Raw genomic sequence first — 24783 nt, forward strand, 5'->3', positions numbered from 1 at the left:
TTCATATTTGTCATAGTTATGAATAGTTAACTTACATCACAATTCCCCGCTTTTTCCCTCTCAGCAGGAGAGGGCCAGGGTGAGGGCATCACATTGCACCGGAGCTTACCGTATGCCATCACACCGTCCGCCCTTCTTTGCCAGCGCCCGTGGTCGCCTGCTGATTTTTAATCTGCTGGTGGTGGCGGTGACGCTGATGGTCAGCGGCGTGGCGGTGCTCGGCTTTCGTCATGCCAGCCAGATCCAGGAACAGGTGCAGCAGCAGACGCTGGATGACATGACCGGCAGCATGAACCTCGCCCGCGATACCGCCAATGTGGCAACGGCGGCGGTGCGGCTCTCGCAAGTTGTAGGCGCGCTGGAATACAAGGGCGAAGCCGAGCGCCTGAAGCAGACGCAGATGGCGCTGCGTCACTCGCTGGAACAGCTTGCCGATGCGCCACTGGCGCAACAGGAGCCCGCGCTGGTGGCGCGAATTATTCAGAGAAGTAATGAGTTACAGCAGAGCGTGACGGGCATGCTTGAGCGCGGGCAGCGGCGTCATCTGGAGCGTAATGCGCTTCTCAGCGCGCTCTATCAAAGCCAGAGCTATTTGCGCCATCTGCAGGACATCAACCGCCGTTACGCCAGCAACGTCCCGGATGCGCAACAGCTTATGGAAATGGACAGGCTAATCATCGCCGCTATTGAAACGCCCTCGCCGCGCGCCACGGTTCAGCAGTTGGATGCCGTGACGGCAACGCTGCCCCGGAGCGTGACGCAGCCCGTGGTGAACGCTATCCTGCCCGATTTTAATGCCGAGCTTCACAAGCTTGTTCCGCTCTCGACGCAGCTGGAGGAGAGCGATCTGGCGATCAGCTGGTATATGTTCCACATCAAGGCGCTGGTGGCGATATTAAACAGCGACATCAATCAGTACGTTGAACAGGTGGCGCAGGCCTCCCGGCTGCGCACTGCCCAGAGTCACCAGGAGCTGCGCTCCATCAGCGTATTTATCAGCGTGTTCGCCGTGCTGGCGCTGATCATCACCGGGTGCGCCTGTTGGTATATCTACCGTAATCTGGCCTCCAACCTGACGGCCATCTCCCGGGCGATGTCGCGCCTTGCCCACGGCGAGCAGGATGTTTCCGTCCCCGGGCTGCAGCGTCGTGATGAGCTGGGTGAGCTGGCGCGAGCGTTTAACGTTTTTGCCCGCAACACCGCCTCGCTTGTCCACACCACCCGCCTGCTGAAAGAAAAAACCACGCAGATGGAGATCGACCGCATCGAGCGTCAGGGGCTGGAAGAGGCGTTGGTGCACAGCCAGAAGATGAAGGCCGTCGGGCAGCTGACGGGCGGTCTGGCGCATGACTTTAACAACCTGCTGGCGGTGATCATTGGCAGTCTGGAACTCACCGATCCTGACTCACATGACGCCCCGCGTATCACCCGGGCACTCAAGGCCGCCGAGCGTGGTGCGGTGCTGACCCAGCGCCTGCTGGCGTTTTCCCGCAAGCAATCCCTGACCCCGCACGCGGTAGAGATGAAACCGCTGCTCGAGAACCTGCGGGAGTTGATGTACCACTCGCTGCCGGCCACCCTGACGCTGGAAATTGAAGCGCAATCACCGGCGTGGCCGGCGTGGATAGACGTCAGCCAGCTGGAAAACGCCATTATTAACCTGGTGATGAATGCCCGCGATGCGATGGAGGGACAGACGGGGGTTATTAAGATCCGCACGTGGAATCAGCGCGTGACCCGCAGTGACGGACGCAGGCAGGATATGGTGGCGCTGGAGGTTATTGACCGGGGAAGTGGAATGTCGCAGGAGGTCAAATCCCGGGTCTTCGAACCGTTCTTTACGACCAAGCAAACCGGAAGCGGTAGCGGATTAGGCCTGTCGATGGTCTACGGTTTTGTGCGCCAGTCCGGTGGGCGCGTGGAGATTGAAAGCGCGCCAGGGCAGGGGACCACCGTGCGGCTGCATCTGCCACGCTCGACGCTGCCTGTTCGTTCTGCTGATGAGACCCAGGCCGCCGCGGCTGCCGTTGAAAATGAACGTCTGGTACTGGTGCTGGAAGATGAAGCCGATGTCCGCCAGACCCTGTGCGAGCAACTGCATCAGCTGGGCTATCTGACGCTTGAAGCGGACAACGGCGAACAGGCCCTGAAGATGCTGGACGCGTCACCGGATATTGGCATGTTTATTAGCGATTTAATGCTGCCCGGCAACCTCAGCGGTGCTGAGGTGATCAACCATGTGCGCAGCCATTATCCGCAGCTTCCGGTGTTGCTGATCAGCGGCCAGGATCTGCGTCCGACGCATAACCCGCAACTGCCGGACGTGGCGTTACTGCGTAAGCCTTTTACCCGTGTACAGCTGGCGCATGCGTTGCGCAAGGTGATGGTAATTTGAGATTCCTCCGCTACCCCAGCCAGCTGTTGTTCATTACCGTAAGGCCAGTCCACCTGCGAGTCTGGCCTTATGAAACGTTACTCTACCGCTCTGTTATTTGGTCTGCTGTCACTTACCAGCCAACTGGCTCACGCCGATGTTATTGATGAGGCCATTGGCAATATTCAGCAGGCGATCAACGATGCCTATAACCCCAGCAGCAGTCGCAGTAGCGATGACGACGACGATCGCTACGATCGCAGCCGCCAGACCGACAGCCGTCAGTATGACGATCGCCGCAGGCAACTGGAGGATCGCCGTCGCCGTCTGGATGAGCGTCAACGCCAGCTGGATGATGACAGACGTCAGTTAGAAGAAGATGAGCGCCGGTTAGAAGACGATTACGATCGCTGATACGCGCGGTTTAGCATCCATACGCCTCGCCCTCTCATCCAGAGAGGGGGAGAACCTAATCCAGCAACAACGTCATTCCGTCATATCCCGCCTCGAACCCGTCGGGTAGCGGGTTATCCATCATCCATACGTCGAACTGATGACTGATATGGGTCAGGATCACCTGTGGACAGCCGATGATCTCATTTAAGGCAATAACCGTATTCAGATCGCAATGGTTGCGCGGCGTTTCGTCACGCGGCTCGTGGCTGCAGTCGATGATCATCGCCTGCGGCCGGTTATTGAGCAGGAATTTTACCGTTTTATCGGGTAATCCGGCGGTGTCGGAAAGCCAGGCCACACGGCTGTGGGCGGACTCCAGCAGGTAGCCAAAGGTGATTTTCGAGTGATTCAGCGGCAACGGTGTGACCCGCAGGCCCTGCAGTTCAAACACCACAAACGGCTCTACCGTATGGCTGAAATCCAGAATCCCCGGGTGTTTAAACAGGTCGTCACACCCCGCCTCGTCTGGTGGGCCGTACACCGGAACAGGGGCACCGACGCCCCAGCGCAGGGGGAACAGCCCCTGGACGTGATCCATATGGTAGTGGGTCAGTAAAAACTGCTGAAAGCTGCCTGCCGGCCAGTCGTCCATCAGGTGCGGGATACCGGCGTCCAGCAGCGTTACCGCATCGTTGAATTTGACTACCGCGCTACAGGGGCGACGGCGATGGTTATCCTGCAGACGCGCCCGGCGACACGCGGCGCAGTCGCAGCCAAACACCGGCACCAGCTGAGCGCTACCGGTTCCCGTTAACGTAATCGTCAGACTCATCGTGCACCTCTACAACAGTTTGGTGAAACGAAAATGGCTCTGCGTATACCCTTCACGCGCATAAAAACGGTGAGCGTCCAGGCGCTTCACGCTGGTGGATAGCTCTGTCAGTTCAGCGCCCGCCTGCCGCGCCACGTTCTCCGCCCAGGCCAACAGCTGGCTGCCCACCCTGAGACCGCGCGCCTGCGGCATGACCACCAGCTCCTGGATCTCGCCAATCCATCTGGCGTGGTGCAGGTGAAACTGCATATGCAGGCCAATCATGCCCACCACCTGGCCGTTTAATTCAGCCAGCTGGTAGCGCATATTGTGGTCCTGCAGATTGGCAAGATACCCGGCGTGGAACGCCTGATGATCAAACTCACTCTGCTTGAGTTCGCAAATCAGCGCGTAAACAATCTGCGCATCGTCGGCAGTGGCGGGGCGAAGCTGGCAGTCAGGCATGCTGTTTCTCCTTCTGACGGATAAGCGTTAAAAAGTTATCGACTGACTGTAGCAAACTTCCGTCGTTATTGAGGATATGACAGTTCGATGGGGTATAGCGCGCCGCACGTTCAAGCCGCTGCTCGATCTCTTTGGCGTTTTCGCGACCCCGGCTCTGCAACCGGCTGCGCAGCACATCAGGCGAGACCTGCAGACAGACCGGCAACAGCGCTGCTTCATAGCGGGCGCGCGCTTGTTGAAGGTGTGCGCGTGAGCCGTTGACCAGCACGTCGAACCCGGCGTGCAGCCACAGGTCTGTCTCGATGCCTATCCCGTAGTAATAACCGTTGGCGTGCCAGCTGAGCGCCAGCAGATTTTGCCCGGCGCGCGTGAAAAATTCCGGCTCGCTCAGGGCGATATGGTTCTCACTCCCGGCATTTGCCGCACGAGTAATATAGCGGTGCGCAACCAGAAGCTGGGGATGTTCCCGCTGCCGTAACGCGGACAGCAGGCTGTCCTTACCAGAGCCTGACGGCCCCATTAGCCAGATTAGTCTTCCCATCAGAACACCCGTTTTCCCTGACGCCAGACGTGGTCGATATGGATGTGCTCGCCCTTACGGTGAACCAGCACCAGATCCGCCCGTTTACCTTCAGCTATCTCTCCACGATCGTGAAGATTAAGTGCCGTTGCCGGGTTTTTCGTTACCAGACGAATCGCCTGCGGCAGCGTAAAGCGATTGTTTTCGTCAGCCGCGACCCGGAAGGCGGCGTCCAGCAGGCTGGCGGGGTAGTAGTCGGACGAGAGGATATCCAGCAGACCTAGCGACGCGAGCGCGCTTGCCGCCACGTTGCCGGAGTGGGAGCCGCCGCGCACTATATTCGGCGCCCCCATCAGGACGTTCATGCCGTGGGTGCGTGAGGCTTCTGCTGCTTCAAACGTGGTGGGAAATTCAGCGATTACGCTGCCAAGCTGGTGCGATTCGCGCACATGTTCATGCGTCGCATCATCATGGCTGGCTAAGGCAATGTTGCGATCCCGACACATGGCGGCAATGGAGAGCCGGTTTGGTTGAGACCACTGGGCAGCAAGCTGTCGCTGTTCCTCTTCATAACGCGCCATTTCCTCGTTGGTCAGCGCGTATTTTCCCTGATAGTACTCGCGGTATTTCTCTATTCTGGCGAACTGACGCTGCCCCGGCGAGTGGTCCATCAACGAGACCAGTGAGACCGGCTCGCGGTCCACCAGCTTTTCAAACAGCGGCAGAGTGGTGTGATGCGGGAGTTCACACCGCAGGTGCAAACGATGCTCGGCGCGGTTAAGGCCGCGTTTTTGCGTCTCTTCCACGGCGTTGATCATCTTCTCGAGGTTTTCCAGACGGTCGCCGCCGTCGCGCACGTCGCCAATCGCTACGGCGTCCAGCACGGTAGTGATGCCGCTGGCGACCATCAGCGCGTCATGGCTGCTCATTGCGGAATGAGCTGGCCAGTCGACTTTCGGACGCGGGGTAAAGAATTTATCCAGATTATCGGTGTGCAGTTCGATAAGGCCCGGCAGCAGCCAGCCTCCTTCACCGTCCATCGCTTCCGGGGCGCGGCTCTGGGTTTCCGCAAAGGCGCGGATCTCTCCGGCCTGGATCTCAATCGAGCCATCAACGACTTCATTTTCCAGCACCAGCTTTACGTTATTCACGATCATGCGAGCGTCCCCATCGGGTGCAGCCTGTCTGCGACGCGGGAGCGAACGGTGTCGTCGTGGAAGATCCCCACGATCGCCGCGCCGCGTGCTTTGGCCTGTTCGATCAGTTCAACCACCGCCGCGCTGTTCTTACTGTCGAGCGAGGCAGTGGGTTCATCAAGCAGTAAAATCGGGTAGTCGACGATAAACCCGCGGGCGATATTCACCCGCTGCTGCTCGCCACCGGAAAAGGTCGATGGGGCAAGGTGCCAGAGGTGTTCCGGCACGTTCAGGCGCGTGAGCAGGCCGGCGGCTTTCGCGGCGCAGGTCTCGCGCGGAACGCCCAGGTCCAGCAACGGCTGCATGACCACGTCCAGGGCGGAGATCCGTGGGATCACCCGCAAAAACTGGCTGACCCAGCCGATCGTCGAGCGGCGCACGTCCAGCACCTTACGCGCCGGCGCCTGCACCAGATCGACCCATTCATTGCCATGACGAATATAGATGTGGCCTTCGTCCGGCAGATAGTTGGCGTACAGGGAGCGCAGCAGCGTCGATTTGCCGCTGCCGGAATGGCCGTGCAACACCACGCATTCACCCTTGCTAACCTCCAGAGAGGCGCTGTGCAGGACCGGCAGGCGCACGCCGTTTTGCTGGTGGAGCACAAAGGTCTTACTGACATTTTCTACGCGGATCATGGGGGCCTCTTAATTCTGCAATACCGATGACACCAGCAGCTGGGTGTACGGATGGTGGGGATCGTCGAGTACGTGGTCGGTCAACCCACTTTCCACCACCTGGCCCTGCTTCATCACCAGAAGACGGTCCGCCAGCAGGCGGGCAACGCCTAAATCATGGGTGACAATCACCACGGCCAGGTTCAGTTCCACCACCAGGCCGCGCAGCAGGTCGAGCAGACGCGCCTGAACGGAGACGTCTAACCCACCGGTGGGTTCATCCATAAACACCAGCTTCGGGTGAGTGACGAGATTGCGGGCAATCTGCAGGCGCTGCTGCATACCGCCGGAGAAGGTGGTGGGCAGGTCATCAATGCGCGAGGTGGGGATCTCCACATCGCTCAGCCATTGCTGTGCCGTGGCGCGGATGTTGCCGTAATGGCGTGCGCCGGTGGCCATCAGCCTTTCACCGATATTGCCTCCGGCCGAGACCTGGCGGCGCAGGCCGTCCATGGGATGTTGATGCACCACGCCCCATTCGGTGCGCAGCAGGCGACGGCGTTCGGCCTCGCTCATGCCGTACAGCGACCGGCCCTCATATAAAATGTCGCCCTTTTGCGGCGTCAGTCGTGCAGAGATAGATTTCAGCAGGGTGGTTTTGCCCGAGCCGGACTCGCCGACAATGCCCAGCACCTCGCCCGGCCACAGCTCAAACGAGACGTCGCTGAAGCCTTTGCCCGGCGCGTAAAGGTGGGTCAGGTTATTAACCGAAAGCAGCGGTTTCATTCGCTTTTCGCCTCGCTCTGTTGGCGGCAGAAGTCGGTGTCGGAGCAGACAAACATCCGTTTGCCCGTGTCATCCAGCACCACTTCGTCCAGATAGCTGTGTTTTGAGCCGCAAATGACGCACGGCTCGTCCCACTCCTGCACCGTAAACGGGTGGTCGTCGAAATCGAGACTCTCCACGCGGGTGTAAGGCGGTACGGCGTAGATGCGTTTTTCACGCCCGGCACCAAACAGCTGCAGGGCAGGCATCATGTCCATCTTCGGGTTGTCGAATTTGGGGATGGGGGACGGGTCCATCACGTAGCGTCCATTGACCTTGACCGGATAGGCGTAGGTTGTGGCGATATGGCCGAAGCGGGCGATATCCTCATACAACTTCACCTGCATGACGCCGTACTCTTCCAGGGCGTGCATGGTGCGGGTTTCCGTTTCACGCGGCTCGATAAAGCGCAGGGGCTCCGGAATAGGCACCTGAAAAATCAAAATCTGATCTTCCGTCAGTGGCGTTTCCGGAATGCGGTGACGGGTCTGGATCAGCGTCGCATCTTCGGTTTTTTCGGTGGTATTGACGCCCGTCACGCGTTGAAAGAACTGGCGAATCGACACGGCGTTGGTGGTGTCATCAGCCCCCTGGTCGATGACCTTCAGCACGTCCGACTCGCCAATGACGCTGGCGGTCAGCTGAATGCCGCCGGTACCCCAGCCGTAAGGCATGGGCATTTCGCGGCCGCCGAACGGCACCTGATAACCGGGGATAGCCACCGCTTTCAAAATGGCGCGGCGGATCATGCGTTTGGTTTGTTCATCCAGATAAGCAAAGTTGTAGCCGCTTAAGTTAGTCATGTGCGCGCTCCCGTTGCAGGCGTTTCAGCAGTTCCAGTTCGGCCTGGAAATCGACGTAGTGCGGCAGCTTGAGGTGGGAAACGAAGCCCGCGGCCTCGACGTTATCCGCATGGGCCAGCACGAACTCCTCGTCCTGCGCCGGGCCGGAGACCACTTCGCCGTAGTCCGGTGCCTGCAGGGCACGGTCGACCAGCGCCATCGCCATTGCCTTGCGCTCACTCATGCCGAACACCAGCCCATAACCGCGGGTAAAATGCGGGGCCTCGTTCTCGGGGGCGACAAATCCATTCACCATTTCGCATTCGGTCATGAGCAGTTCGCCGACGTTCACCACAAAACCCAGCTCTTCGGGCACGATCTCGACGTTAAGGTAGCCGCTACGAATTTCCGCCGCGAACGGATGGTTGCGGCCGTAGCCACGCTGGGTGGAGTAGGCCAGCGCCAGTAAATACCCCTCGTCGCCGCGCATCAGCTGCTGCAGGCGCGACGAGCGTGAACAGGGGTAAACCGGCGGCGTGCGGGTGATGTCGTCAGGTTGCGCGCCAGTATCGTCTTCGGCCTTCGCCAGACCCTGTTTCGCCAGCAGGCTAAAAACGTGCGGGGAGGGAACCTGCTCTGCATCCGTGGTGCTCGGCTGGGGCGTTTCGCCGTTCGCCAGCAGGGTGAAATCCAGCAGACGGTGGGTGTAGTCATAGGTGGGCCCAAGCAGCTGACCACCGGGGATGTCTTTATAGACCGCCGAAATACGACGTTCCAGACGCATTTCTGCCGTATTGATCGGTTCGCTCACCGCCAGTTTCGCCAGCGTGGTGCGATAAGCGCGCAGCAGGAAAATGGCTTCGACGTTGTCGCCGCTGGCCTGTTTCAGCGCCAGCGCCGCCAGTTCGCGGTCAGCGACGCCGCCTTCAGTCATTACCCGGTCGACGGCCAGATTGAGCTGCTGCTCAATCTGGGTGACGCTGAGCTCGGGAAGCGCGTCATCACCCCGTCGTCTGTGCGCCTGCAAGGCATGGGCGGCGGCGATAGCCTTCTCGCCCCCTTTGACGGCAACGTACATCAGCACACCTCCACATGAGTGGTACGAGGGATGGCCAACAGGCGTTCTCCGCAGGTGAGGATCAGGTCAATACCGAGCGGGAACGGGTGCGGGCGTTCGGTCAGTTCATGAATGATGCACTCCGGTAGCTGTGGCGCGACCATGCGCTCTTCGGCAATACCCGCCCCCGTGAGGCGCAGCATGCGGCCACCGCTCAGGCTTGATACCTGCAAAATCAGCGTGGCGCTGGTCTCCGGTGCCACCGCGCTTCCTTCGCTCAGGGCATTAAGCTGCTCGTGGCTGATTTGCTCGTCGGCCACGGCAAACACCGCCTGCCGGGGTTGTTCAACCAGCGGGGCGTTGGTGTGAAAGCGTAGGTTCTGGCTGGCGATATCATTCGATAACGCGCCAGAGAGCCACACCGGGGTGTCGTTGTCGGCGAGCGTCAGCAGTACGCTGGTGGTCGCCAGATTCAGCGGCAGCCAGCCCTGAGAGAGCTGATGCAGCGAGACGATGACGCCCGGCTCGCTCATGGCTTTCAGCAGGCGACGAAAACTTTGTTGGGCATCCTGGACGGCCAGGGTAAAAGCGGGTTGAAGCGTCATGCGTTATCTCCGCGAACGAGCGTAAAGAAGTCGACCCGGCTGGTGTTTATCTGGGCCTGGCGGGCGGCAATCAGTGCGGCACGGTCGGCTTCCAGCGGGGCAATAAGGGTTTCCATCAGGGTCTGGAAATGAGGTTGTTCCTGTAACAGGGCGTCAATCACCGCGCAGCGTTCGGCGTGTGGTTTGTCGCGCCCGAGCACGTAGCTGTAGCCCAGCGTGCCGCTGTTCAGGCGGATCACTGCGCGGGTGAGGGTGGCATCGCCGGCGAAGAAGCGCTCACCGGTACCGCCCATACGCGCCTGAATCTGCACCAGACCGATTTCCGGCGCGCGGATGAGGTCATATTCCGGCGTCAGATTCAGCGCCTGCATGCGATCCGAAAGCGCTGCGGGCTGGCTGTGCGCCAGAACGCCCATCCAGCGCTGGCGGGTGGAGGTGTCGAAATGCATTCAGTGCTCCATAGTGAATTCGATCATGTCGGCGCGGGTCAGGCTGACGGAGTATTCCGTCGCGTCGATCTCGCCGTCACGGTGGTTGAGGGTGCGAACGCAGAGCAGCGGAGCCATGTTGGGGATCTCCAGCACTTTGCTCTCTTTGGCCTGCGCGCGGCGGGCGCTGATGCGCGTCTGGGTACGTTTAAGCGCGATGCCCGTGGCATCCTGAAGAAAATCATGCAGCGAGCCGCTGGAGAAATTTTGCAGCACCGGCCACAGCGCCAGGTCGGCGAAGTAGTGGTCTATCTGGCACACCGCCACGCCGTTGACCCGACGCAGGGTACGCAGGTGGATGACATTGTCGCCCTCCTGAATGCCCAGCGCGTCCGCAACGTGGCTTGAGGCCGGGCGCAGCACCGACAGCAGTTTTTCGCTGGTCGGGTGGCTGCCCTGATCCAGCAGGTTCTGGCTAAAACGCGCCTGCGCATTGAGCGGATAGTCAAACGGACGCATCAACACCAGCACGCCGACGCCCTGACGGCGCTGCACCCAGCCGCGCTCGACCAGCTGATCAATGGCGCGGCGCAGCGTGTGTCGGTTCACTTCATAGCGGTCGGCAAGCTGCTGCTCGGCAGGCAGGTAGTCTCCGCAGCGGTAGTGGGTGCGAAGTTCCACCTCGAGCTTTGCCGCTATCTCTTGCCAGCGGGTGGGGTAACTGGTCGGATGTCTGGATAAGTGCATACAAATCAAAGCCTCGCTTCTCAGATGAAGTGCTTACGCAAACGTTGAGACATAAAATCCAGCAGGCTGACGGTGATGATAATGAGCACCATCAGGGCGCAGGTTTGCTGGAACTGGAACCCGCGAATCGCTTCCCACAGCGTGACGCCAATACCGCCTGCGCCCACCATGCCGACGACGGTGGCGGAACGAACGTTGGATTCGAAACGGTACAGGGAGTAGGAGATCAGCAGCGGCATCACCTGGGGCAGTACGCCGAAGAGAATCTCTTCAATTTTGTTGGCGCCCGTTGCGCGGATCCCTTCGACCGGGCCCGGCTCAATAGCTTCCACCGCCTCGGAGAGCAGCTTGGAGAGCACGCCGGTGGTATGAATAAACAGCGCCATCACCCCGGCGAACGGACCCAGGCCGACGGCCACCACGAACAGCATGGCAAAGACCATTTCGTTGATGGCGCGGCAGGCGTCCATCAGGCGACGCATCGGCTGGTAAATCCACCACGGAACGATGTTCTCGGCGCTCATCAGGCCGAACGGAACAGAAAGGATGACGGCCAGGGCGGTGCCCCAGACGGCGATTTGCAGAGTGACCGCCATTTCGCTGAGGTAATCCTGCCACTGGCTGAAATCAGGCGGGAAGAAGTCGGCGGCAAAAGTGGCCATATTGCCGGCATCTTTAAACAGCAGCAGCGGATCCATTTCCGCGCCCTGCCAGGAGATAACGAGCACCGCAAGCAAAATGGCCCAGCTAAAAAGCGAGAACCAGCTGCGTTTCGGCGGTGGGAGGGTGATGGTTTGCATGTGTGCCCCTTTGGTCTGAATTCCCTCTCCCACCGGGAGAGGGCGGTAAGCGTTATTGCACCGCTTTATTCACGCTGCTCATGGCGCCGAGCGCGGCGGTCAGGCGGTCAAGGTCTTCGAGCTGAGCCTGAATCGCAGCCACTTTGCTGCTCTTCTCCTCCTCCTTCAGGCCCTTGTTGTCCTTCACGCCCTGCATCTCTTTAAACAGCGCCAGCTGGCGAATCGGGACCAGCTGCAGGTCGCTTGACGGGCGGAAAGGTGCCCAGCCCAGGCGTTCCAGAACCGTTTTTTCTTCCGGCGTTTTGCCGTAATTCATAAAGAAGTCGTACACCTTGTCTTTGGTGGTCTCAGACAGGTTTTTGCGCCAGACGATGGGGTCGCCCGGGATCAGAGGGGATTTCCAGATAACCTTCAGCGCTTTCAGCTTGTCCGGTGCCGAGGTTTTCAGCTTGTCGAGGTTCTCGGTGTTGTTCGTGGCGACATCCACCTGCTTATTGGCCACGGCCAGCGCGTTGGTTTCATGGCTGGCGTTCACGGTGCGCTTAAACTCGCTGGCAGAGGCGTTGTTTTTTGCAAAGACGTAATAGCCCGGCACCAGGAAACCAGAGGTGGAGTTGGGATCGCCGTTACCAAACGTCAGCTCTTTACGTTTGGCGAGCATGTCGTTCAGGTTGTTAATGGGGCTGTCTTTATTGACGATCAGCACGCTCCAGTAACCCGGGGAGCCATCCGCGGCAACGGTCTGGGCAAAGACCTGGCCGTTCGCGCGATCCACCGCTTCCATGGCGGAGAGGTTGCCGTACCAGGCGATGTCGACTTTGTTAAAGCGCATCCCCTGGATGATGCCCGCATAGTCCGGGGCGAAGAAGGCGTTCACTTTGATCCCCAGTTTGGTTTCCATATCTTTCAGGAACGGTTCCCACTGAGGTTTCAGGTTCTGCTGTGATTCCGTCGAAATAATGCCAAAGTTCAGCGCTTTTTCCTGCTCCTGGGCGTACGCAGGGCTTAACAGAGTGCTTATGCTGAACATGCTGGTAAACGCCAGCGCGGCAACGGCTTTGTAGCTCATGTACTTTCCTCGGATCGGTTTTAATTAAGCAGCCTGCGCGTTCTCTTCGACGCGGTTAATGCTGCGGTAGAGATGGTCGAAACGGTCGTTATCAAACTGATGGCTTGGGCCATCAAAGAACACATGCCCCTGACGCAACGCGACGATGCGCTCGCAATAGCGCAGGGCGTAATCCACCTGGTGCAGCGTCACCACCACGGTGATGCCGTCGTTGAGGTTGATGTCGCGCAGGGTTTCCATCACGATGCGAGCCGATTCCGGGTCCAGCGAGGCGATGGGTTCATCGGCAAGAATGATTTGCGCTTTTTGCATCAGGGCTCGGGCGATAGCCACGCGCTGCTGCTGTCCACCGGAAAGTGTGGAGACGCGCTGGTGGGCGAAATGCGCCATTCCGACGCGGGTCAGCGCCTGCAACGCTTCCTGCTTTTGAGAGGGGGAGAACCAGCGCAGACAGGTACGCCAGAACGGGGTGCTGCCGAGCGCGCCAATCAGCACGTTCTCCAGTACCGTCAGGCGATTGACCAGGTTGAACTGCTGGAAGATATAGCCCGTCTGGGCGCGGCTTTTGCGGATATCCCGCGCCAGGCGTCCTGCACGCTGCACGGTGTTGCCCAGCAGCTCGACGTGGCTTTCTGAGGTCTTATCACAGGTGATAAGGCCGCTTAAATGACGCATAAGGGTGGATTTACCAGAGCCGGATGGCCCCAGGAGCGCCACCATTTCGCCCTGCTGGACGGTCAGATCAACGGCATGCAGGGCCTTGTTGTGATGAAAGGTCTTGCTCAGTTTCTCGACGCGGATAACAGTTTGCATATGCTGGGCCTCACAATAAATGTGGCCTCATGCTGGCGCATCAATATGACATTTGGGTTAAGTCTCGGTTGCGGGAGTTTGAAGAGTTGAGGGGAGTTTGATGACAGGCGGGGGCAGACTGCCCACCGCCAGAAGATCACTGCTGTTGCTTAACGACGTTAATCATCCACGGCACGCCGTATTTGTCGGTGACTTTACCGAAACCGTGCGCCCAGAAGGTCTCCTGCCAGGCCATTTCGATATGGCCTTCCGCGGCCAGATTGTCGAACCAGCGTTTGCCTTCTGCCACGTCCTGGGTGTCCAGCACCAGCGTGAACCCGGCATACTGCGCTTTGCTGCCGGGCGGCTGCCCATCACTCATCATGATATCGCTGCCCGCAATGCGAACATTCGAGTGGGCGATCGCCGAATCCGGAAACTGCATGCCAGACGGACAGCCTTCTTCGCTGCTGTCGCCTTTTGGCATTTCACCGAAGGTGATTTTATAGAGGAGCTCTGCGCCGACGGCGTGCTGATAAAAGGCGGAGGCCTCGGCACAGTTACCGGCGAAAGAGATGTAGGGACTTAACGGCATAATCTATACCTCACGTAAGAAGAGCCCGTTAAGTGTAGTTCTCGCCAGCCCGGTAAGCGAAGCGCCACCGGGCGGGTAAATCAGTTCTTTTTCACAAACTCTGATTTCAGTTTCATCGGGCCAAAGCCGTCAATTTTGCAGTCAATATTATGGTCGCCTTCTACCAGACGGATATTCTTCACTTTAGTGCCGATCTTCAGCATGGAAGAGCTGCCTTTAACCTTCAAATCTTTAATCACGGTGACGCTGTCGCCATCAGCCAGCAGATTACCGTTCGCATCTTTTACAACAAGCGTATCAGTATCGTGCGACGGTTCGGCGTCATTCCATTCGTGAGCGCATTCCGGGCAGATGAACATGCCATTATCTTCATAGGTGTATTCAGAATTGCATTTCGGGCAGTGTGGGAGTTGCATAAGGGTATCCTCAAAAAGTGCGTAACACGCTGGAAAGTGCCAGCAAAATGACGGCTGGGTGCCGAAAAAGGGGGCAAGTATAACGCAAATCCACACCGTTGTCGGTGATATTCTATTTAAAAAAAAAGCAAAAAGCGTGTCGCCAGTGACATTTCCTGTCAGTCAGTTAAGCGATGCTTACGGCATTAACACGGTGGAAAGAAATGGCAGTAAATATATCGAATATTTTATTGCAGCAAATTGCTACGCACCTCCATTTCGGATAAGGTGAAGCGACACATTGTTATTTATCTCCTGACTTCCCCGTCATCCATATCTTATGGCGGTGACGCATTACCTCTCTTTTTAGGTGGGTAAATAATGATGATATATCCTGAAGTTTCTTAAAAATGGGCCAGGCTTTTATCTTTTGGCTGTCATGCCAGAGGGGAAGCTTTACACGCCATGCAAGGATAGCGATTTATTTCTGATTATCTTCAATCAGTTATATTTCGGTGAACATGTTTTCCACACGTGATCATATAAGCCTGAACAACATAATTAAAACCAGTGGCTTAATAAAAGTAATAAATTTGCGTTAAGGAAAGGCTTTTATCATGCACACACAGACCATTTTTGAATTAAGCCAGGAAGCAGAGCGTTTGTTACAGCTCGCCCTGCAAAATCTTGATACGTTGAAATCAATGCCGACGGCGAAGCTGGAAAGCACCGCCGCAGCCATTACGGGTGAAAAGAACAACGTCTTACCTTTGCATTTTAGTGCGCGGGGTGTCGAAGCCCAGCAGGCTATGCTGAATAATGAATTACGAAAAATAACCCGTCTGGAAATGGTGCTGGCAATTGTGGGCACCATGAAAGCGGGGAAATCGACCACCATTAATGCCATTGTCGGAACCGAAGTGTTGCCGAATCGCAACCGCCCGATGACGGCGCTTCCGACATTGATCCGTCATACGCCGGGTCAGAAAGAGCCGGTGCTCCATTTTGCTCACGTCTCTCCTATCGATGAATTAATCCTCCTGTTACAGAAAAAGCTCTGCGATTACGATCGCGGGAAGCTGGCGCAGCGTCTGGAAATTGATAAGGACATGATTACGCTGCTGGAAAGAATTGAAAAAGGTGAGGCTTTCGAGAAGCATCACCTTGGTGCGCAGCCGATATTTCATTGTCTGAAAAGCCTTAACGACCTGGTGAGGCTCTCACAGGCGTTGGGCGTCGAGTTTCCGTTCTCTGAATATGCGGCCATCGAACACATTCCGGTGATTGAAGTGGAGTTCGTGCATCTCGCGGGTCTGGATGCCCACCTTGGGCAACTGACGCTGCTTGATACCCCCGGGCCGAATGAGGCCGGGCAACCGCATCTGCAAAAAATGCTGAGCGAGCAGTTATCCCGCGCGTCGGCGGTGCTGGCGGTGATGGATTACACCCAGCTCAAATCGATTTCCGATCACGAGGTCCGGCAGGCCATTTCAGTCGCCGGTAAATCGGTGCCGCTGTATGCGCTGGTCAATAAATTCGATCAGAAAGATCGTAACAGCGACGATGAAGAACAGGTTAAAGCGATGATCTCCGGCACCTTAATGAAAGGGAATATTTCGCCGGGGCAAATTTATCCCGTTTCGTCGATGTGGGCGTATCTGGCGAACCGCGCCCGTTATGAGATGACTACCCACGGTCAGCTACCGGATCACAAGGAGCAGCGCTGGGTTCAGGATTTTGCCGAAGCCGCGCTGGGACGCCGCTGGCGTACGGAGGATTTGGACGACATCGACCATATTCGTCATGCTGCCGATTTGCTGTGGGAAGATTCGTTATTTGAACAGCCGATCCGCAAGCTTATTTATGCCGCCTATGCCAATGCATCGCTCTTCGCTCTGCGTTCGGCGTCGCATAAGCTGCTTAACTACGCCCAAAATGCCCGGGAGTACCTCGACTTCCGCTACCAGGGGCTGACGGTCGCTTTTGAGGCGCTGGAATTGAATATCGCGCGCCTGGAAGAGGACATGGCCCTGCTGCATACGCGTCAGCGCGTGGTGAGCGACGAAGTGAAGCATGAAGTGGAGCAGGCGCTTAACGCCACCGCTGACTTTATGATGTCGCAGAATACTTCACTCCAGCAGGCAATTAGCCATGTGTTTAGCGCCCGCTCTGTTCTCGACCTGGCGGGCATCGAACCGCGGGATCTTCGCCGTGACGAGCCGCAGGCGCTGAAACAGCTGGTACTGGATGATGAAGGGCAGGCGCAAATTGCGCTGAGTAAAATCCGCTCCTCCTGCGAGCTGATCATGCTGGATGCGCAGACGAAGATCGGCCGGGAGCTGGCATTACGCTTCGATCAACTGGAGTCGACGCTGGCGCGCTCGCTGAATGAAGCCATGCGGCCAATCGAAACGCGTATTAAAGAACAACTCAGCCATGCGGGTTTTCGCGCGCGGATAAGCTTCCCGGCGTTTCAGGCGCATCAACTTAACTTCAACACCCGGGTGCTGTTTAACGATGCCATTGCGCAGGACCACCGCCCGGCAGGCCAGCCAGCGGGCGCGGCGAGCATGCGTGAAACCGTCTCTCGCTGGCTGAATAACCCGGGCTGGGGCTGGGAAGATTATGTTGTCGCACGAACACGCTATGTCATTGATATTGAACAGCTGCATGAAAAATTCAAGCAGCATATCGACCAGTTCTGTGAACAAATCCGTAAAGCTTTGACCGCCCAGGTCGATGTCTCTGTTACGGCGGGGATGGCAACGTTCTTTGCGGAATTTTCGTTATGCCTGACCGGGTTACAGGAAAGTTTGCGTGATAGCCTCGCAGTACGTCAGCAAAATGAGCATTCGACCCGAGCGCTCAGCCAGCTGTTAAAGCAAAGTATCACGACTGCGACGTGGATACAGGAAGATACCCGACTGTTACGCGATGATATTCAAACCCTATTCGCGGCAGAACAACCATGACAACACAACTACTGGACGGCCCCGGGCGAACGCTGGAGTGTATTCATCCAAAATTTATGGTCGATCTGGTTCAGGGGGTAGACGCGGCGCGTCATCCCCACCCGGGACCACAACAGCTGCAGTTTCGTGAGCGTTTGACCCAGGAGATCATGACGCATACCCGGCTACGGCCCTGGGCGATGGCGGGTATGCTTAATGAAAATGCGGCGCTGCGCCTGGGGCTGGCGGAAAAGCTGGCCGGTATGCTTGACCCCGGGCACCTTGCGCTGACGCTGATGGCAGACAAATTGATTGCGCTGCGTCAGCAGACTAACCCGCGGGCCCAGCAGTCGCCCGGCCTGATTCAGCAGTACGCTGAGCTTTCCGCTCATTTTACGCAACGAGCCGCCTATAAAGAGAAGGCGCTCTCCCAGCGAGGGCTGACGGTGCAGGCGGGTGAGCACAGTGAACAAATTTTTACCCGCTGGCGAGCCGGCCACTACGATGGCTGGTCGCTGGCCGGGCGTTGCTATGTCGTCCTGGAAGAGCTGCGCTGGGGCGCATTTGGTGATGCCTGTCGCCTGGCGAATGAAGACGTGGCGGCGATGCTCAAGGATAACTTACGCAGTATGGCGGCAAACTATCTTGCGCAGGGCATCAACGCTTCTCCTTCCACCCGCCATTTCTACCATCAGTGGCTGACAACGCCCGCGTCGCCGGGACTGATAGATCATAAAGACATGCTCGGCTGGCTGGGCGACTGGTGTCAGGCGGATAACCATCCGGTGAGCTGGTCGGTGACGCAAAGCTGGCACACTGTCGCGCTGGGTATGCCGAGGCTGTGCTCGGCAAAACGGCTTGTGGATGGGATGGTGGAAGAGATTTTTGGTGGCTGAAATCCCCCTCTCACCGGGAGGGGGAGCACCGGTTAGTGGTGTGTTTCAACAGGCTTAGGCTCTGTCTGAACCTCAGCAACATGTCCGACGCGTTTTGCGTACAGTGCGGTGATGATGGGAACCAGAATCGCGGTCACAATCACGCTGGCTGCAACCAGTGCCGTCGCGGACGCGGCCACCGGTTCAAAAGCCGGGTTAATCTGCGCAATGATCACCGGGTTGGCCACGGCTGCACCTGCGGCTGAAGAGGCGGCTATCCCCGCCGTTCCGTTTCCTCCCCCAATGACCCGGTCGGCAATAATCAGCGGAATACCGGTGATGATGATCACCGCCACGCCCAGCACGATACCCAGCAGACCCGTATTGAGGATGACATTCAGGTTGATGGTGTTACCCAGCGCAAAACCGAAGAACGGGATCAGCACCGGCGTGGCTTTGCTGAAGAAATCACGCAGATCGTGATCCAGGTTACCCAGAGCAAAACCGATCAGGAAGGGCAGGATCGCGCCGATAAAGTGGTGGGGTTCAAAGGACGCCAGGCCAGCAGAGCCCAGAATCAGCATGGTCATCAGCGGACCGGACTCCAGAGACATCAGGACAAATGCACCTGACTCTTCTTTGGTGCCGTACTGGTTCATCAGGCTGGCATACAAACCGCCGTTGGTCATATCCATCGCAGAGACAATTGCCAGAACCGATAATCCGGCGAAGAATCCGGTCTGAATTCCTTTCTCCGGAATGAACATCGCACAGATCATTGCCACTACCCAGGCCACGGCAATTTTCGTAATCACCAGCGTGCCGGATTTCCGTAATACGGTGCCTGTTGCCCGTAAATTAATTGAGGCGCCGATACAAAAGAACCAGACGGCCAGAATGGGAACGGTGCCCGTAATCATCCCTTTTGTGAACCCGCCAAAATAAGCGCCGGTTTCAGGAGCCAGGGTATTCAGGATAGCGCCCAGTACAAGCGGAACCAGCATCATACCGCCCGGTATGCGTTCAATCGTGGCTTTAATCTTCATAGATAACCCTCAAATCGTATCCCGCATGGCGGGCGGCAAAAACTAAAAAATAAATCAATAAATTCAATGAATTGAATGTATTTGGGTTCGATGGTGTCATTACCCATGCAATAAAACTAAAAAAGCGATCCTGGTAAACGCGGTGCCACAGCACCGGGAACGTGGTATTCGGAATTATCATGCGATCATTGGAATGATGATTCAATGAAAATAAAACAGTGTTTTAGTTATCTGCATCACATATTGACGTAAACGTTTTAAACGCGCGTCGGAGGGTTAGAATTTATGTAAATCTGATGTGAAGTAATGGGGTTTCATTTTCCGTTGTCCGGGAAATAATGACGTGTGTGAGGATGTGTTTTTATGGCGATTGAGAACGTGCAGATTTGCGCTAATTGACAAAAACTGCAGCCAGCTGACGTAACATAAATATATGTGTGAAGTTGATCACAAATATAAACGCTGGTAGGGTAAAAAGGTCATTAACTGCCCAGGCAGGCGTCAACAGGTTCGGTTGTATCGACGTAAAACGTCAATGTAAGTAAACCTGCTACGCTTGAATAAGGCGATTCGCATGGAGCGGATCCCATGGTTCACAGATCGCATACGGGACTGTGAAACGGACAGGGCCGAGTCTACGAGGATAGCTATGCTCAGAAGGAAAAAAATCAAACCCATCACGCTTCGCGACGTCACCATTATTGATGACGCCAAACTGCGCAAAGCGATCACCGCCGCCTCGCTGGGTAATGCGATGGAATGGTTCGATTTTGGTGTTTACGGCTTTGTGGCCTATGCGTTAGGTAAAGTGTTCTTCCCCGGCGCCGACCCCAGTCTGCAGATGATTGCCGCGCTGGGTACGTTCTCCGTCCCCTTCCTGATTCGCCCGCTGGGTGGTCTGTTCTTCGGTATGCTTGGCGATAAATATGGTCGCCAGAAGATCCTTGCTATCACCATTGTCATTATGTCGATCAGTACGTTCTGTATCGGCCTGATACCGTCCTATGCCAGCATCGGCATTTGGGCTCCGATTCTGCTGCTGCTTTGTAAGATGGCCCAGGGCTTCTCCGTAGGCGGTGAGTATACGGGTGCCTCTATCTTTGTCGCAGAGTATTCCCCGGACCGTAAGCGCGGCTTTATGGGAAGCTGGCTGGACTTCGGCTCGATTGCCGGGTTTGTCCTGGGTGCGGGCGTGGTGGTGCTGATTTCTACCGTCGTCGGTGAAGAGAACTTCCTCTCCTGGGGCTGGCGTATTCCGTTCTTCCTGGCGCTGCCGTTAGGGATTATCGGTCTTTACCTGCGTCATGCTCTTGAAGAAACGCCGGCGTTCCAGCAGCACGTTGAGAAGCTGGAGCAGGGCGACCGCGAAGGACTGCAGGATGGCCCGAAAGTCTCCTTTAAAGAGATTGCGACGAAGCACTGGCGCAGCCTGCTGACCTGTATTGGTCTGGTCATCTCCACGAACGTGACCTACTACATGCTGTTGACCTACATGCCGAGCTATCTGTCGCATAACCTGCACTATTCAGAAGACCACGGTGTGCTGATTATTATCGCCATCATGGTGGGTATGCTGTTTGTGCAGCCGATTATGGGGCTGTTGAGCGACCGCTTTGGCCGTCGACCGTTCATTATTCTGGGGAGTGTCGCGCTGTTTGCCCTGGCAATCCCGGCCTTTATTCTGATTAACAGTAATGTGCTGGGTCTGATTTTTGCCGGTCTGCTGATGCTGGCGGTGATCCTCAACTGCTTTATCGGGGTGATGGCCTCGACGCTGCCTGCGATGTTCCCGACACACATTCGGTACAGTGCGCTGGCGGCTGCCTTTAACATCTCGGTGCTGATTGCCGGTCTGACCCCGACGCTTGCCGCCTCGCTGGTGGAAAGTACGCAGAACCTGATGATGCCGGCTTATTACCTGATGGTTATCGCGGTGATTGGTTTGATTACCGGTATTACCATGAAGGAGACGGCGAATCGTCCTCTTAAAGGGGCCACGCCTGCGGCATCTGATATCCAGGAAGCGAAAGAGATCCTGCGCGAACACTACGATAATGTAGAGCAGAAGATTGAAGACATTGATGCAGAGATTGAAGAGCTGCAGCAAAAACGCTCCCGCCTGGTGGACCAGCATCCACGAATCAACGAGTAATAAAAAACCCGCCGCTGGCGGGTTTTCTTTTATTAGCAGCCTGCGGCGATGTAATCGCCATTGGCGCTGATGGGGAGTACCGTCAGGAACAGCACGGTCGCGAACAGGATCAGGACTATCCCTCCGGCTATTTTAAAGACCGGAACCAGCCAGCTGAGTGAAGCCCCGCCGCCAAACCAGGCCACCGTCCGCTCTCGGGCATAACGTACCGCCAGTGACAGGGCCATAATCGACAACGTCGTTCCCAGCGACATGGTCATGACCGCGGCCATCCCCCAGGTAACAATACCCAGCGCATTTGAAAACATCAGGATCATGATCGCCCCGCTGCACGGACGCGCACCAATCGCCAGTATGACGCCCAACCGGGTTTTCCAGTCGCCTTGCGCCAGATCTGCACCTACACCGTGATGACCACAACCACAGTGTTCATTATGTTGATGAAGGGGCGTGATGGCTGAGATAACCATCCGGCGAGGTCGCAGGCTTTTCAGCGCCTGGTAAATGACAAATACACCAAATGCACCAATGAGTACCGCGCTTATCTTCTCGACGTACCAGCGGCTGGTACTGATATCCCCCGATGCGAGGTTAAACCCTACCGCCAGAATAAAGACAAAGAGAATGGCGCTGACGCCCTGCATCAGACTGCCAAGAAAAGGAACGACCCGGGCGGCCCGTTCGCTTTCTTTATTTGTCGTGAGGTAGGTCGTCACAATGAATTTCCCATGCCCCGGCCCGATGGCGTGCAATACGCCATAGAAGAAGGCGCCGGTTAACAGCCATAACCCGCCGCTGTACTGGTGGTTGTTAAGCTGGAGCAGGTACATCACCAGATAACGGTGCAGGGTAATTTGCGTGGCAAGGCACCACTGAAGAAAGGTGTTCCAGTGCGTATGCAGGGCAAACCCGGCTAAGAGGATCGCCAGCAACATGATGCCTGCTGTAGGAAGGCGCCAGTCACGCGTCAGTTGTTGTGTGGTCATGGGGTGGCCTGGTGGGGGAATATTTGTCGCTAGTATAGTTGATCTTGCCTGTTAATCCGTAGGATCGCACAGAGATCCCGCCTCAATTGTGGATAAGTCTGTGCGTAAAAGGGTATAAAGCGGGGTTTTGCTGGGGAATACAGCAGTCAGTCATCTTTTTGCAACTTTTAGGTTGCGGCCTGCTGAGAACTCCCTATAATGCGCCTCCATCGACACGGCAGATGTGAATCACTTCACAGTTAACCCGGTCGGTTGAAGAGAAAAAATCCTGAATTTCAGGGTTGACTCTGAAAGAGGAAAGCGTAATATACGCCACCTCGCGACGGTGAGCTGTAAGCCGCGTCGCAACTGCTCTTTAACAATTTATCAGACAATCTGTGTGGGCACTCAAAGTGACATGGATTCTTAATGTCTTCGGACACTAAATGAATACCAAAGTCTCTGAGTGAACATACGTAATTCATTACGAAGTTTAATTCACGAGCATCAAACTTAAATTGAAGAGTTTGATCATGGCTCAGATTGAACGCTGGCGGCAGGCCTAACACATGCAAGTCGAACGGTAGCACAGAGAGCTTGCTCTCGGGTGACGAGTGGCGGACGGGTGAGTAATGTCTGGGAAACTGCCTGATGGAGGGGGATAACTACTGGAAACGGTAGCTAATACCGCATAACGTCGCAAGACCAAAGAGGGGGACCTTCGGGCCTCTTGCCATCAGATGTGCCCAGATGGGATTAGCTAGTAGGTGGGGTAACGGCTCACCTAGGCGACGATCCCTAGCTGGTCTGAGAGGATGACCAGCCACACTGGAACTGAGACACGGTCCAGACTCCTACGGGAGGCAGCAGTGGGGAATATTGCACAATGGGCGCAAGCCTGATGCAGCCATGCCGCGTGTATGAAGAAGGCCTTCGGGTTGTAAAGTACTTTCAGCGGGGAGGAAGGTGTTGTGGTTAATAACCGCAGCAATTGACGTTACCCGCAGAAGAAGCACCGGCTAACTCCGTGCCAGCAGCCGCGGTAATACGGAGGGTGCAAGCGTTAATCGGAATTACTGGGCGTAAAGCGCACGCAGGCGGTCTGTCAAGTCGGATGTGAAATCCCCGGGCTCAACCTGGGAACTGCATTCGAAACTGGCAGGCTAGAGTCTTGTAGAGGGGGGTAGAATTCCAGGTGTAGCGGTGAAATGCGTAGAGATCTGGAGGAATACCGGTGGCGAAGGCGGCCCCCTGGACAAAGACTGACGCTCAGGTGCGAAAGCGTGGGGAGCAAACAGGATTAGATACCCTGGTAGTCCACGCCGTAAACGATGTCGACTTGGAGGTTGTGCCCTTGAGGCGTGGCTTCCGGAGCTAACGCGTTAAGTCGACCGCCTGGGGAGTACGGCCGCAAGGTTAAAACTCAAATGAATTGACGGGGGCCCGCACAAGCGGTGGAGCATGTGGTTTAATTCGATGCAACGCGAAGAACCTTACCTACTCTTGACATCCAGAGAACTTTCCAGAGATGGATTGGTGCCTTCGGGAACTCTGAGACAGGTGCTGCATGGCTGTCGTCAGCTCGTGTTGTGAAATGTTGGGTTAAGTCCCGCAACGAGCGCAACCCTTATCCTTTGTTGCCAGCGGTCCGGCCGGGAACTCAAAGGAGACTGCCAGTGATAAACTGGAGGAAGGTGGGGATGACGTCAAGTCATCATGGCCCTTACGAGTAGGGCTACACACGTGCTACAATGGCGCATACAAAGAGAAGCGAACTCGCGAGAGCAAGCGGACCTCATAAAGTGCGTCGTAGTCCGGATTGGAGTCTGCAACTCGACTCCATGAAGTCGGAATCGCTAGTAATCGTAGATCAGAATGCTACGGTGAATACGTTCCCGGGCCTTGTACACACCGCCCGTCACACCATGGGAGTGGGTTGCAAAAGAAGTAGGTAGCTTAACCTTCGGGAGGGCGCTTACCACTTTGTGATTCATGACTGGGGTGAAGTCGTAACAAGGTAACCGTAGGGGAACCTGCGGTTGGATCACCTCCTTACCTTAAAGAACCTGCCTTTGTAGTGCTCACACAGATTGTCTGATGAAAAGTAAATAGCAAGGCGTCTTGCGATTGAGACTTCAGTGTCCCCTTCGTCTAGAGGCCCAGGACACCGCCCTTTCACGGCGGTAACAGGGGTTCGAATCCCCTAGGGGACGCCACTTGCTGGTTCGTGAGTGAAAGTCACCTGCCGACATATCTCAAAACTCATCTTCGGGTGACGTTTGAGATATTTGCTCTTTAAAAATCTGGATCAAGCTGAAAA

General features: G+C 56.5%; 23 protein-coding genes, 1 tRNA gene and 1 rRNA gene. 7 read left to right on the top strand and 18 right to left on the bottom strand.

The window, feature by feature from the left end; all coding sequences use genetic code 11:
- Positions 1 to 112 precede the first annotated feature (112 nt).
- Together ACN9MQ_RS01550 and yjdP are read left to right on the top strand one after the other, a co-directional pair.
- Entirely contained in the window at positions 113 to 2395 is a 2283-nt protein-coding gene (locus ACN9MQ_RS01550) for an ATP-binding protein (RefSeq protein ID WP_426021609.1), read from the top strand.
- A gap of 69 nt (positions 2396 to 2464) precedes the next feature.
- A complete protein-coding gene (gene yjdP, locus ACN9MQ_RS01555) occupies positions 2465 to 2788 on the top strand; it encodes a DDRRRQL repeat protein YjdP (protein WP_014168254.1) in 324 nt (107 codons plus the stop codon).
- Positions 2789 to 2843: 55 nt separating this feature from the next.
- On the opposite strand, the gene phnP is transcribed toward yjdP, so the two are convergent.
- From phnP to ACN9MQ_RS01635, 16 genes are all read right to left on the bottom strand, one after another.
- Positions 2844 to 3602 (bottom strand): phosphonate metabolism protein PhnP, encoded by a 759-nt coding sequence (phnP, locus tag ACN9MQ_RS01560; protein ID WP_040018698.1) that lies wholly within the window; start codon positions 3600 to 3602, stop codon positions 2844 to 2846.
- A 9-nt stretch (positions 3603 to 3611) separates the two neighbouring features.
- On the bottom strand, positions 3612 to 4046 hold the full coding sequence (phnO, locus tag ACN9MQ_RS01565; RefSeq protein ID WP_014168256.1) for an aminoalkylphosphonate N-acetyltransferase: 435 nt from the start codon (positions 4044 to 4046) through the stop codon (positions 3612 to 3614).
- Entirely contained in the window at positions 4039 to 4590 is a 552-nt protein-coding gene (phnN, locus tag ACN9MQ_RS01570) for a ribose 1,5-bisphosphokinase (RefSeq protein ID WP_040018699.1), read from the bottom strand. The genes phnO and phnN overlap by 8 nt, the downstream gene beginning before the upstream one ends.
- Positions 4587 to 5723 carry an alpha-D-ribose 1-methylphosphonate 5-triphosphate diphosphatase gene (gene phnM / locus ACN9MQ_RS01575; protein WP_014168258.1) on the bottom strand — a complete coding sequence of 379 codons (1137 nt, stop codon included), beginning with the start codon at positions 5721 to 5723 and terminating at the stop codon, positions 4587 to 4589. Before phnM ends, phnN begins: the two co-directional genes overlap by 4 nt.
- On the bottom strand, positions 5720 to 6400 hold the full coding sequence (gene phnL, locus ACN9MQ_RS01580) for a phosphonate C-P lyase system protein PhnL (RefSeq protein ID WP_020882817.1): 681 nt from the start codon (positions 6398 to 6400) through the stop codon (positions 5720 to 5722). The genes phnM and phnL overlap by 4 nt, the downstream gene beginning before the upstream one ends.
- A gap of 9 nt (positions 6401 to 6409) precedes the next feature.
- On the bottom strand, positions 6410 to 7165 hold the full coding sequence (phnK, locus tag ACN9MQ_RS01585) for a phosphonate C-P lyase system protein PhnK (protein WP_426021610.1): 756 nt from the start codon (positions 7163 to 7165) through the stop codon (positions 6410 to 6412).
- The gene (phnJ, locus tag ACN9MQ_RS01590) at positions 7162 to 8007 is read right to left on the bottom strand and encodes an alpha-D-ribose 1-methylphosphonate 5-phosphate C-P-lyase PhnJ (RefSeq protein WP_244047599.1); all 846 of its coding nucleotides are present in this window, start codon (positions 8005 to 8007) and stop codon (positions 7162 to 7164) included. The genes phnK and phnJ overlap by 4 nt, the downstream gene beginning before the upstream one ends.
- The gene (locus tag ACN9MQ_RS01595; RefSeq protein ID WP_244047600.1) at positions 8000 to 9064 is read right to left on the bottom strand and encodes a carbon-phosphorus lyase complex subunit PhnI; all 1065 of its coding nucleotides are present in this window, start codon (positions 9062 to 9064) and stop codon (positions 8000 to 8002) included. Before ACN9MQ_RS01595 ends, phnJ begins: the two co-directional genes overlap by 8 nt.
- A complete protein-coding gene (gene phnH, locus ACN9MQ_RS01600; protein WP_014168263.1) occupies positions 9064 to 9648 on the bottom strand; it encodes a phosphonate C-P lyase system protein PhnH in 585 nt (194 codons plus the stop codon). Before phnH ends, ACN9MQ_RS01595 begins: the two co-directional genes overlap by 1 nt.
- Entirely contained in the window at positions 9645 to 10097 is a 453-nt protein-coding gene (gene phnG, locus ACN9MQ_RS01605) for a phosphonate C-P lyase system protein PhnG (protein WP_020882814.1), read from the bottom strand. Before phnG ends, phnH begins: the two co-directional genes overlap by 4 nt.
- On the bottom strand, positions 10098 to 10823 hold the full coding sequence (gene phnF / locus ACN9MQ_RS01610; RefSeq protein WP_020882813.1) for a phosphonate metabolism transcriptional regulator PhnF: 726 nt from the start codon (positions 10821 to 10823) through the stop codon (positions 10098 to 10100).
- Between the two features lie 20 nt (positions 10824 to 10843).
- On the bottom strand, positions 10844 to 11623 hold the full coding sequence (gene phnE / locus ACN9MQ_RS01615; RefSeq protein ID WP_025206369.1) for a phosphonate ABC transporter, permease protein PhnE: 780 nt from the start codon (positions 11621 to 11623) through the stop codon (positions 10844 to 10846).
- 52 nt (positions 11624 to 11675) lie between these two features.
- On the bottom strand, positions 11676 to 12692 hold the full coding sequence (phnD, locus tag ACN9MQ_RS01620) for a phosphonate ABC transporter substrate-binding protein (RefSeq protein ID WP_014168267.1): 1017 nt from the start codon (positions 12690 to 12692) through the stop codon (positions 11676 to 11678).
- Positions 12693 to 12716: 24 nt separating this feature from the next.
- On the bottom strand, positions 12717 to 13505 hold the full coding sequence (phnC, locus tag ACN9MQ_RS01625) for a phosphonate ABC transporter ATP-binding protein (protein ID WP_014168268.1): 789 nt from the start codon (positions 13503 to 13505) through the stop codon (positions 12717 to 12719).
- A gap of 136 nt (positions 13506 to 13641) precedes the next feature.
- Entirely contained in the window at positions 13642 to 14079 is a 438-nt protein-coding gene (gene yjdN, locus ACN9MQ_RS01630; RefSeq protein ID WP_014168269.1) for a VOC family metalloprotein YjdN, read from the bottom strand.
- 80 nt (positions 14080 to 14159) lie between these two features.
- Positions 14160 to 14495, bottom strand: a complete 336-nt coding sequence (locus ACN9MQ_RS01635; RefSeq protein WP_020882810.1) for a zinc ribbon domain-containing protein YjdM — start codon at positions 14493 to 14495, stop codon at positions 14160 to 14162.
- Positions 14496 to 15091: 596 nt separating this feature from the next.
- Here ACN9MQ_RS01635 and crfC point away from each other — a divergent pair.
- Positions 15092 to 17446, top strand: coding sequence for a clamp-binding protein CrfC (gene crfC / locus ACN9MQ_RS01640; protein WP_279258786.1), 2355 nt, complete (start codon positions 15092 to 15094; stop codon positions 17444 to 17446).
- Positions 17443 to 18321, top strand: coding sequence for a diguanylate cyclase regulator RdcB family protein (locus tag ACN9MQ_RS01645; RefSeq protein ID WP_014168272.1), 879 nt, complete (start codon positions 17443 to 17445; stop codon positions 18319 to 18321). The genes crfC and ACN9MQ_RS01645 overlap by 4 nt, the downstream gene beginning before the upstream one ends.
- Before the next feature lie 32 nt (positions 18322 to 18353).
- Here ACN9MQ_RS01645 and kdgT read toward each other — a convergent pair whose 3' ends face one another.
- Entirely contained in the window at positions 18354 to 19346 is a 993-nt protein-coding gene (gene kdgT, locus ACN9MQ_RS01650; protein ID WP_426021611.1) for a 2-keto-3-deoxygluconate transporter, read from the bottom strand.
- Positions 19347 to 19995: 649 nt separating this feature from the next.
- Between kdgT and proP the strand changes: the two genes are divergently transcribed.
- On the top strand, positions 19996 to 21498 hold the full coding sequence (proP, locus tag ACN9MQ_RS01655) for a glycine betaine/L-proline transporter ProP (protein ID WP_020882807.1): 1503 nt from the start codon (positions 19996 to 19998) through the stop codon (positions 21496 to 21498).
- Between the two features lie 32 nt (positions 21499 to 21530).
- On the opposite strand, the gene ACN9MQ_RS01660 is transcribed toward proP, so the two are convergent.
- Complete coding sequence (locus ACN9MQ_RS01660; protein WP_426021612.1) at positions 21531 to 22484, bottom strand: nickel/cobalt transporter; 954 nt, start codon at positions 22482 to 22484, stop codon at positions 21531 to 21533.
- 494 nt (positions 22485 to 22978) lie between these two features.
- On the opposite strand from ACN9MQ_RS01660, the gene ACN9MQ_RS01665 reads away from it, so the two are divergent.
- Positions 22979 to 24518: ribosomal RNA gene (locus tag ACN9MQ_RS01665) — 16S ribosomal RNA — on the top strand.
- A gap of 85 nt (positions 24519 to 24603) precedes the next feature.
- A tRNA-Glu gene (locus ACN9MQ_RS01670) sits at positions 24604 to 24679 on the top strand.
- Positions 24680 to 24783 lie beyond the last annotated feature (104 nt).

The sequence above is a fragment of the Enterobacter sp. R-25 genome (assembly GCF_049913205.1).
GTDB classification, from domain to species: domain Bacteria; phylum Pseudomonadota; class Gammaproteobacteria; order Enterobacterales; family Enterobacteriaceae; genus Enterobacter; species Enterobacter ludwigii.

Coding starts and splice junctions, on each gene's coding strand:
- yjdN (WP_014168269.1), bottom strand. CDS start 14,079: ATGCCGTTAAGTCCCTACATCTCTTTCGCCGGTAACTGTGCCGAGGCC.
- ACN9MQ_RS01550 (WP_426021609.1), top strand. CDS start 113: ATGCCATCACACCGTCCGCCCTTCTTTGCCAGCGCCCGTGGTCGCCTG.
- phnJ (WP_244047599.1), bottom strand. CDS start 8,007: ATGACTAACTTAAGCGGCTACAACTTTGCTTATCTGGATGAACAAACC.
- phnM (WP_014168258.1), bottom strand. CDS start 5,723: ATGATCGTGAATAACGTAAAGCTGGTGCTGGAAAATGAAGTCGTTGAT.
- phnK (WP_426021610.1), bottom strand. CDS start 7,165: ATGAAACCGCTGCTTTCGGTTAATAACCTGACCCACCTTTACGCGCCG.
- yjdP (WP_014168254.1), top strand. CDS start 2,465: ATGAAACGTTACTCTACCGCTCTGTTATTTGGTCTGCTGTCACTTACC.
- phnH (WP_014168263.1), bottom strand. CDS start 9,648: ATGACGCTTCAACCCGCTTTTACCCTGGCCGTCCAGGATGCCCAACAA.
- phnF (WP_020882813.1), bottom strand. CDS start 10,823: ATGCACTTATCCAGACATCCGACCAGTTACCCCACCCGCTGGCAAGAG.
- phnO (WP_014168256.1), bottom strand. CDS start 4,046: ATGCCTGACTGCCAGCTTCGCCCCGCCACTGCCGACGATGCGCAGATT.
- phnD (WP_014168267.1), bottom strand. CDS start 12,692: ATGAGCTACAAAGCCGTTGCCGCGCTGGCGTTTACCAGCATGTTCAGC.
- phnC (WP_014168268.1), bottom strand. CDS start 13,505: ATGCAAACTGTTATCCGCGTCGAGAAACTGAGCAAGACCTTTCATCAC.
- ACN9MQ_RS01595 (WP_244047600.1), bottom strand. CDS start 9,064: ATGTACGTTGCCGTCAAAGGGGGCGAGAAGGCTATCGCCGCCGCCCAT.
- phnL (WP_020882817.1), bottom strand. CDS start 6,400: ATGATCCGCGTAGAAAATGTCAGTAAGACCTTTGTGCTCCACCAGCAA.
- proP (WP_020882807.1), top strand. CDS start 19,996: ATGCTCAGAAGGAAAAAAATCAAACCCATCACGCTTCGCGACGTCACC.
- phnE (WP_025206369.1), bottom strand. CDS start 11,623: ATGCAAACCATCACCCTCCCACCGCCGAAACGCAGCTGGTTCTCGCTT.
- ACN9MQ_RS01660 (WP_426021612.1), bottom strand. CDS start 22,484: ATGACCACACAACAACTGACGCGTGACTGGCGCCTTCCTACAGCAGGC.
- ACN9MQ_RS01635 (WP_020882810.1), bottom strand. CDS start 14,495: ATGCAACTCCCACACTGCCCGAAATGCAATTCTGAATACACCTATGAA.
- phnP (WP_040018698.1), bottom strand. CDS start 3,602: ATGAGTCTGACGATTACGTTAACGGGAACCGGTAGCGCTCAGCTGGTG.
- ACN9MQ_RS01645 (WP_014168272.1), top strand. CDS start 17,443: ATGACAACACAACTACTGGACGGCCCCGGGCGAACGCTGGAGTGTATT.
- phnG (WP_020882814.1), bottom strand. CDS start 10,097: ATGCATTTCGACACCTCCACCCGCCAGCGCTGGATGGGCGTTCTGGCG.
- crfC (WP_279258786.1), top strand. CDS start 15,092: ATGCACACACAGACCATTTTTGAATTAAGCCAGGAAGCAGAGCGTTTG.
- kdgT (WP_426021611.1), bottom strand. CDS start 19,346: ATGAAGATTAAAGCCACGATTGAACGCATACCGGGCGGTATGATGCTG.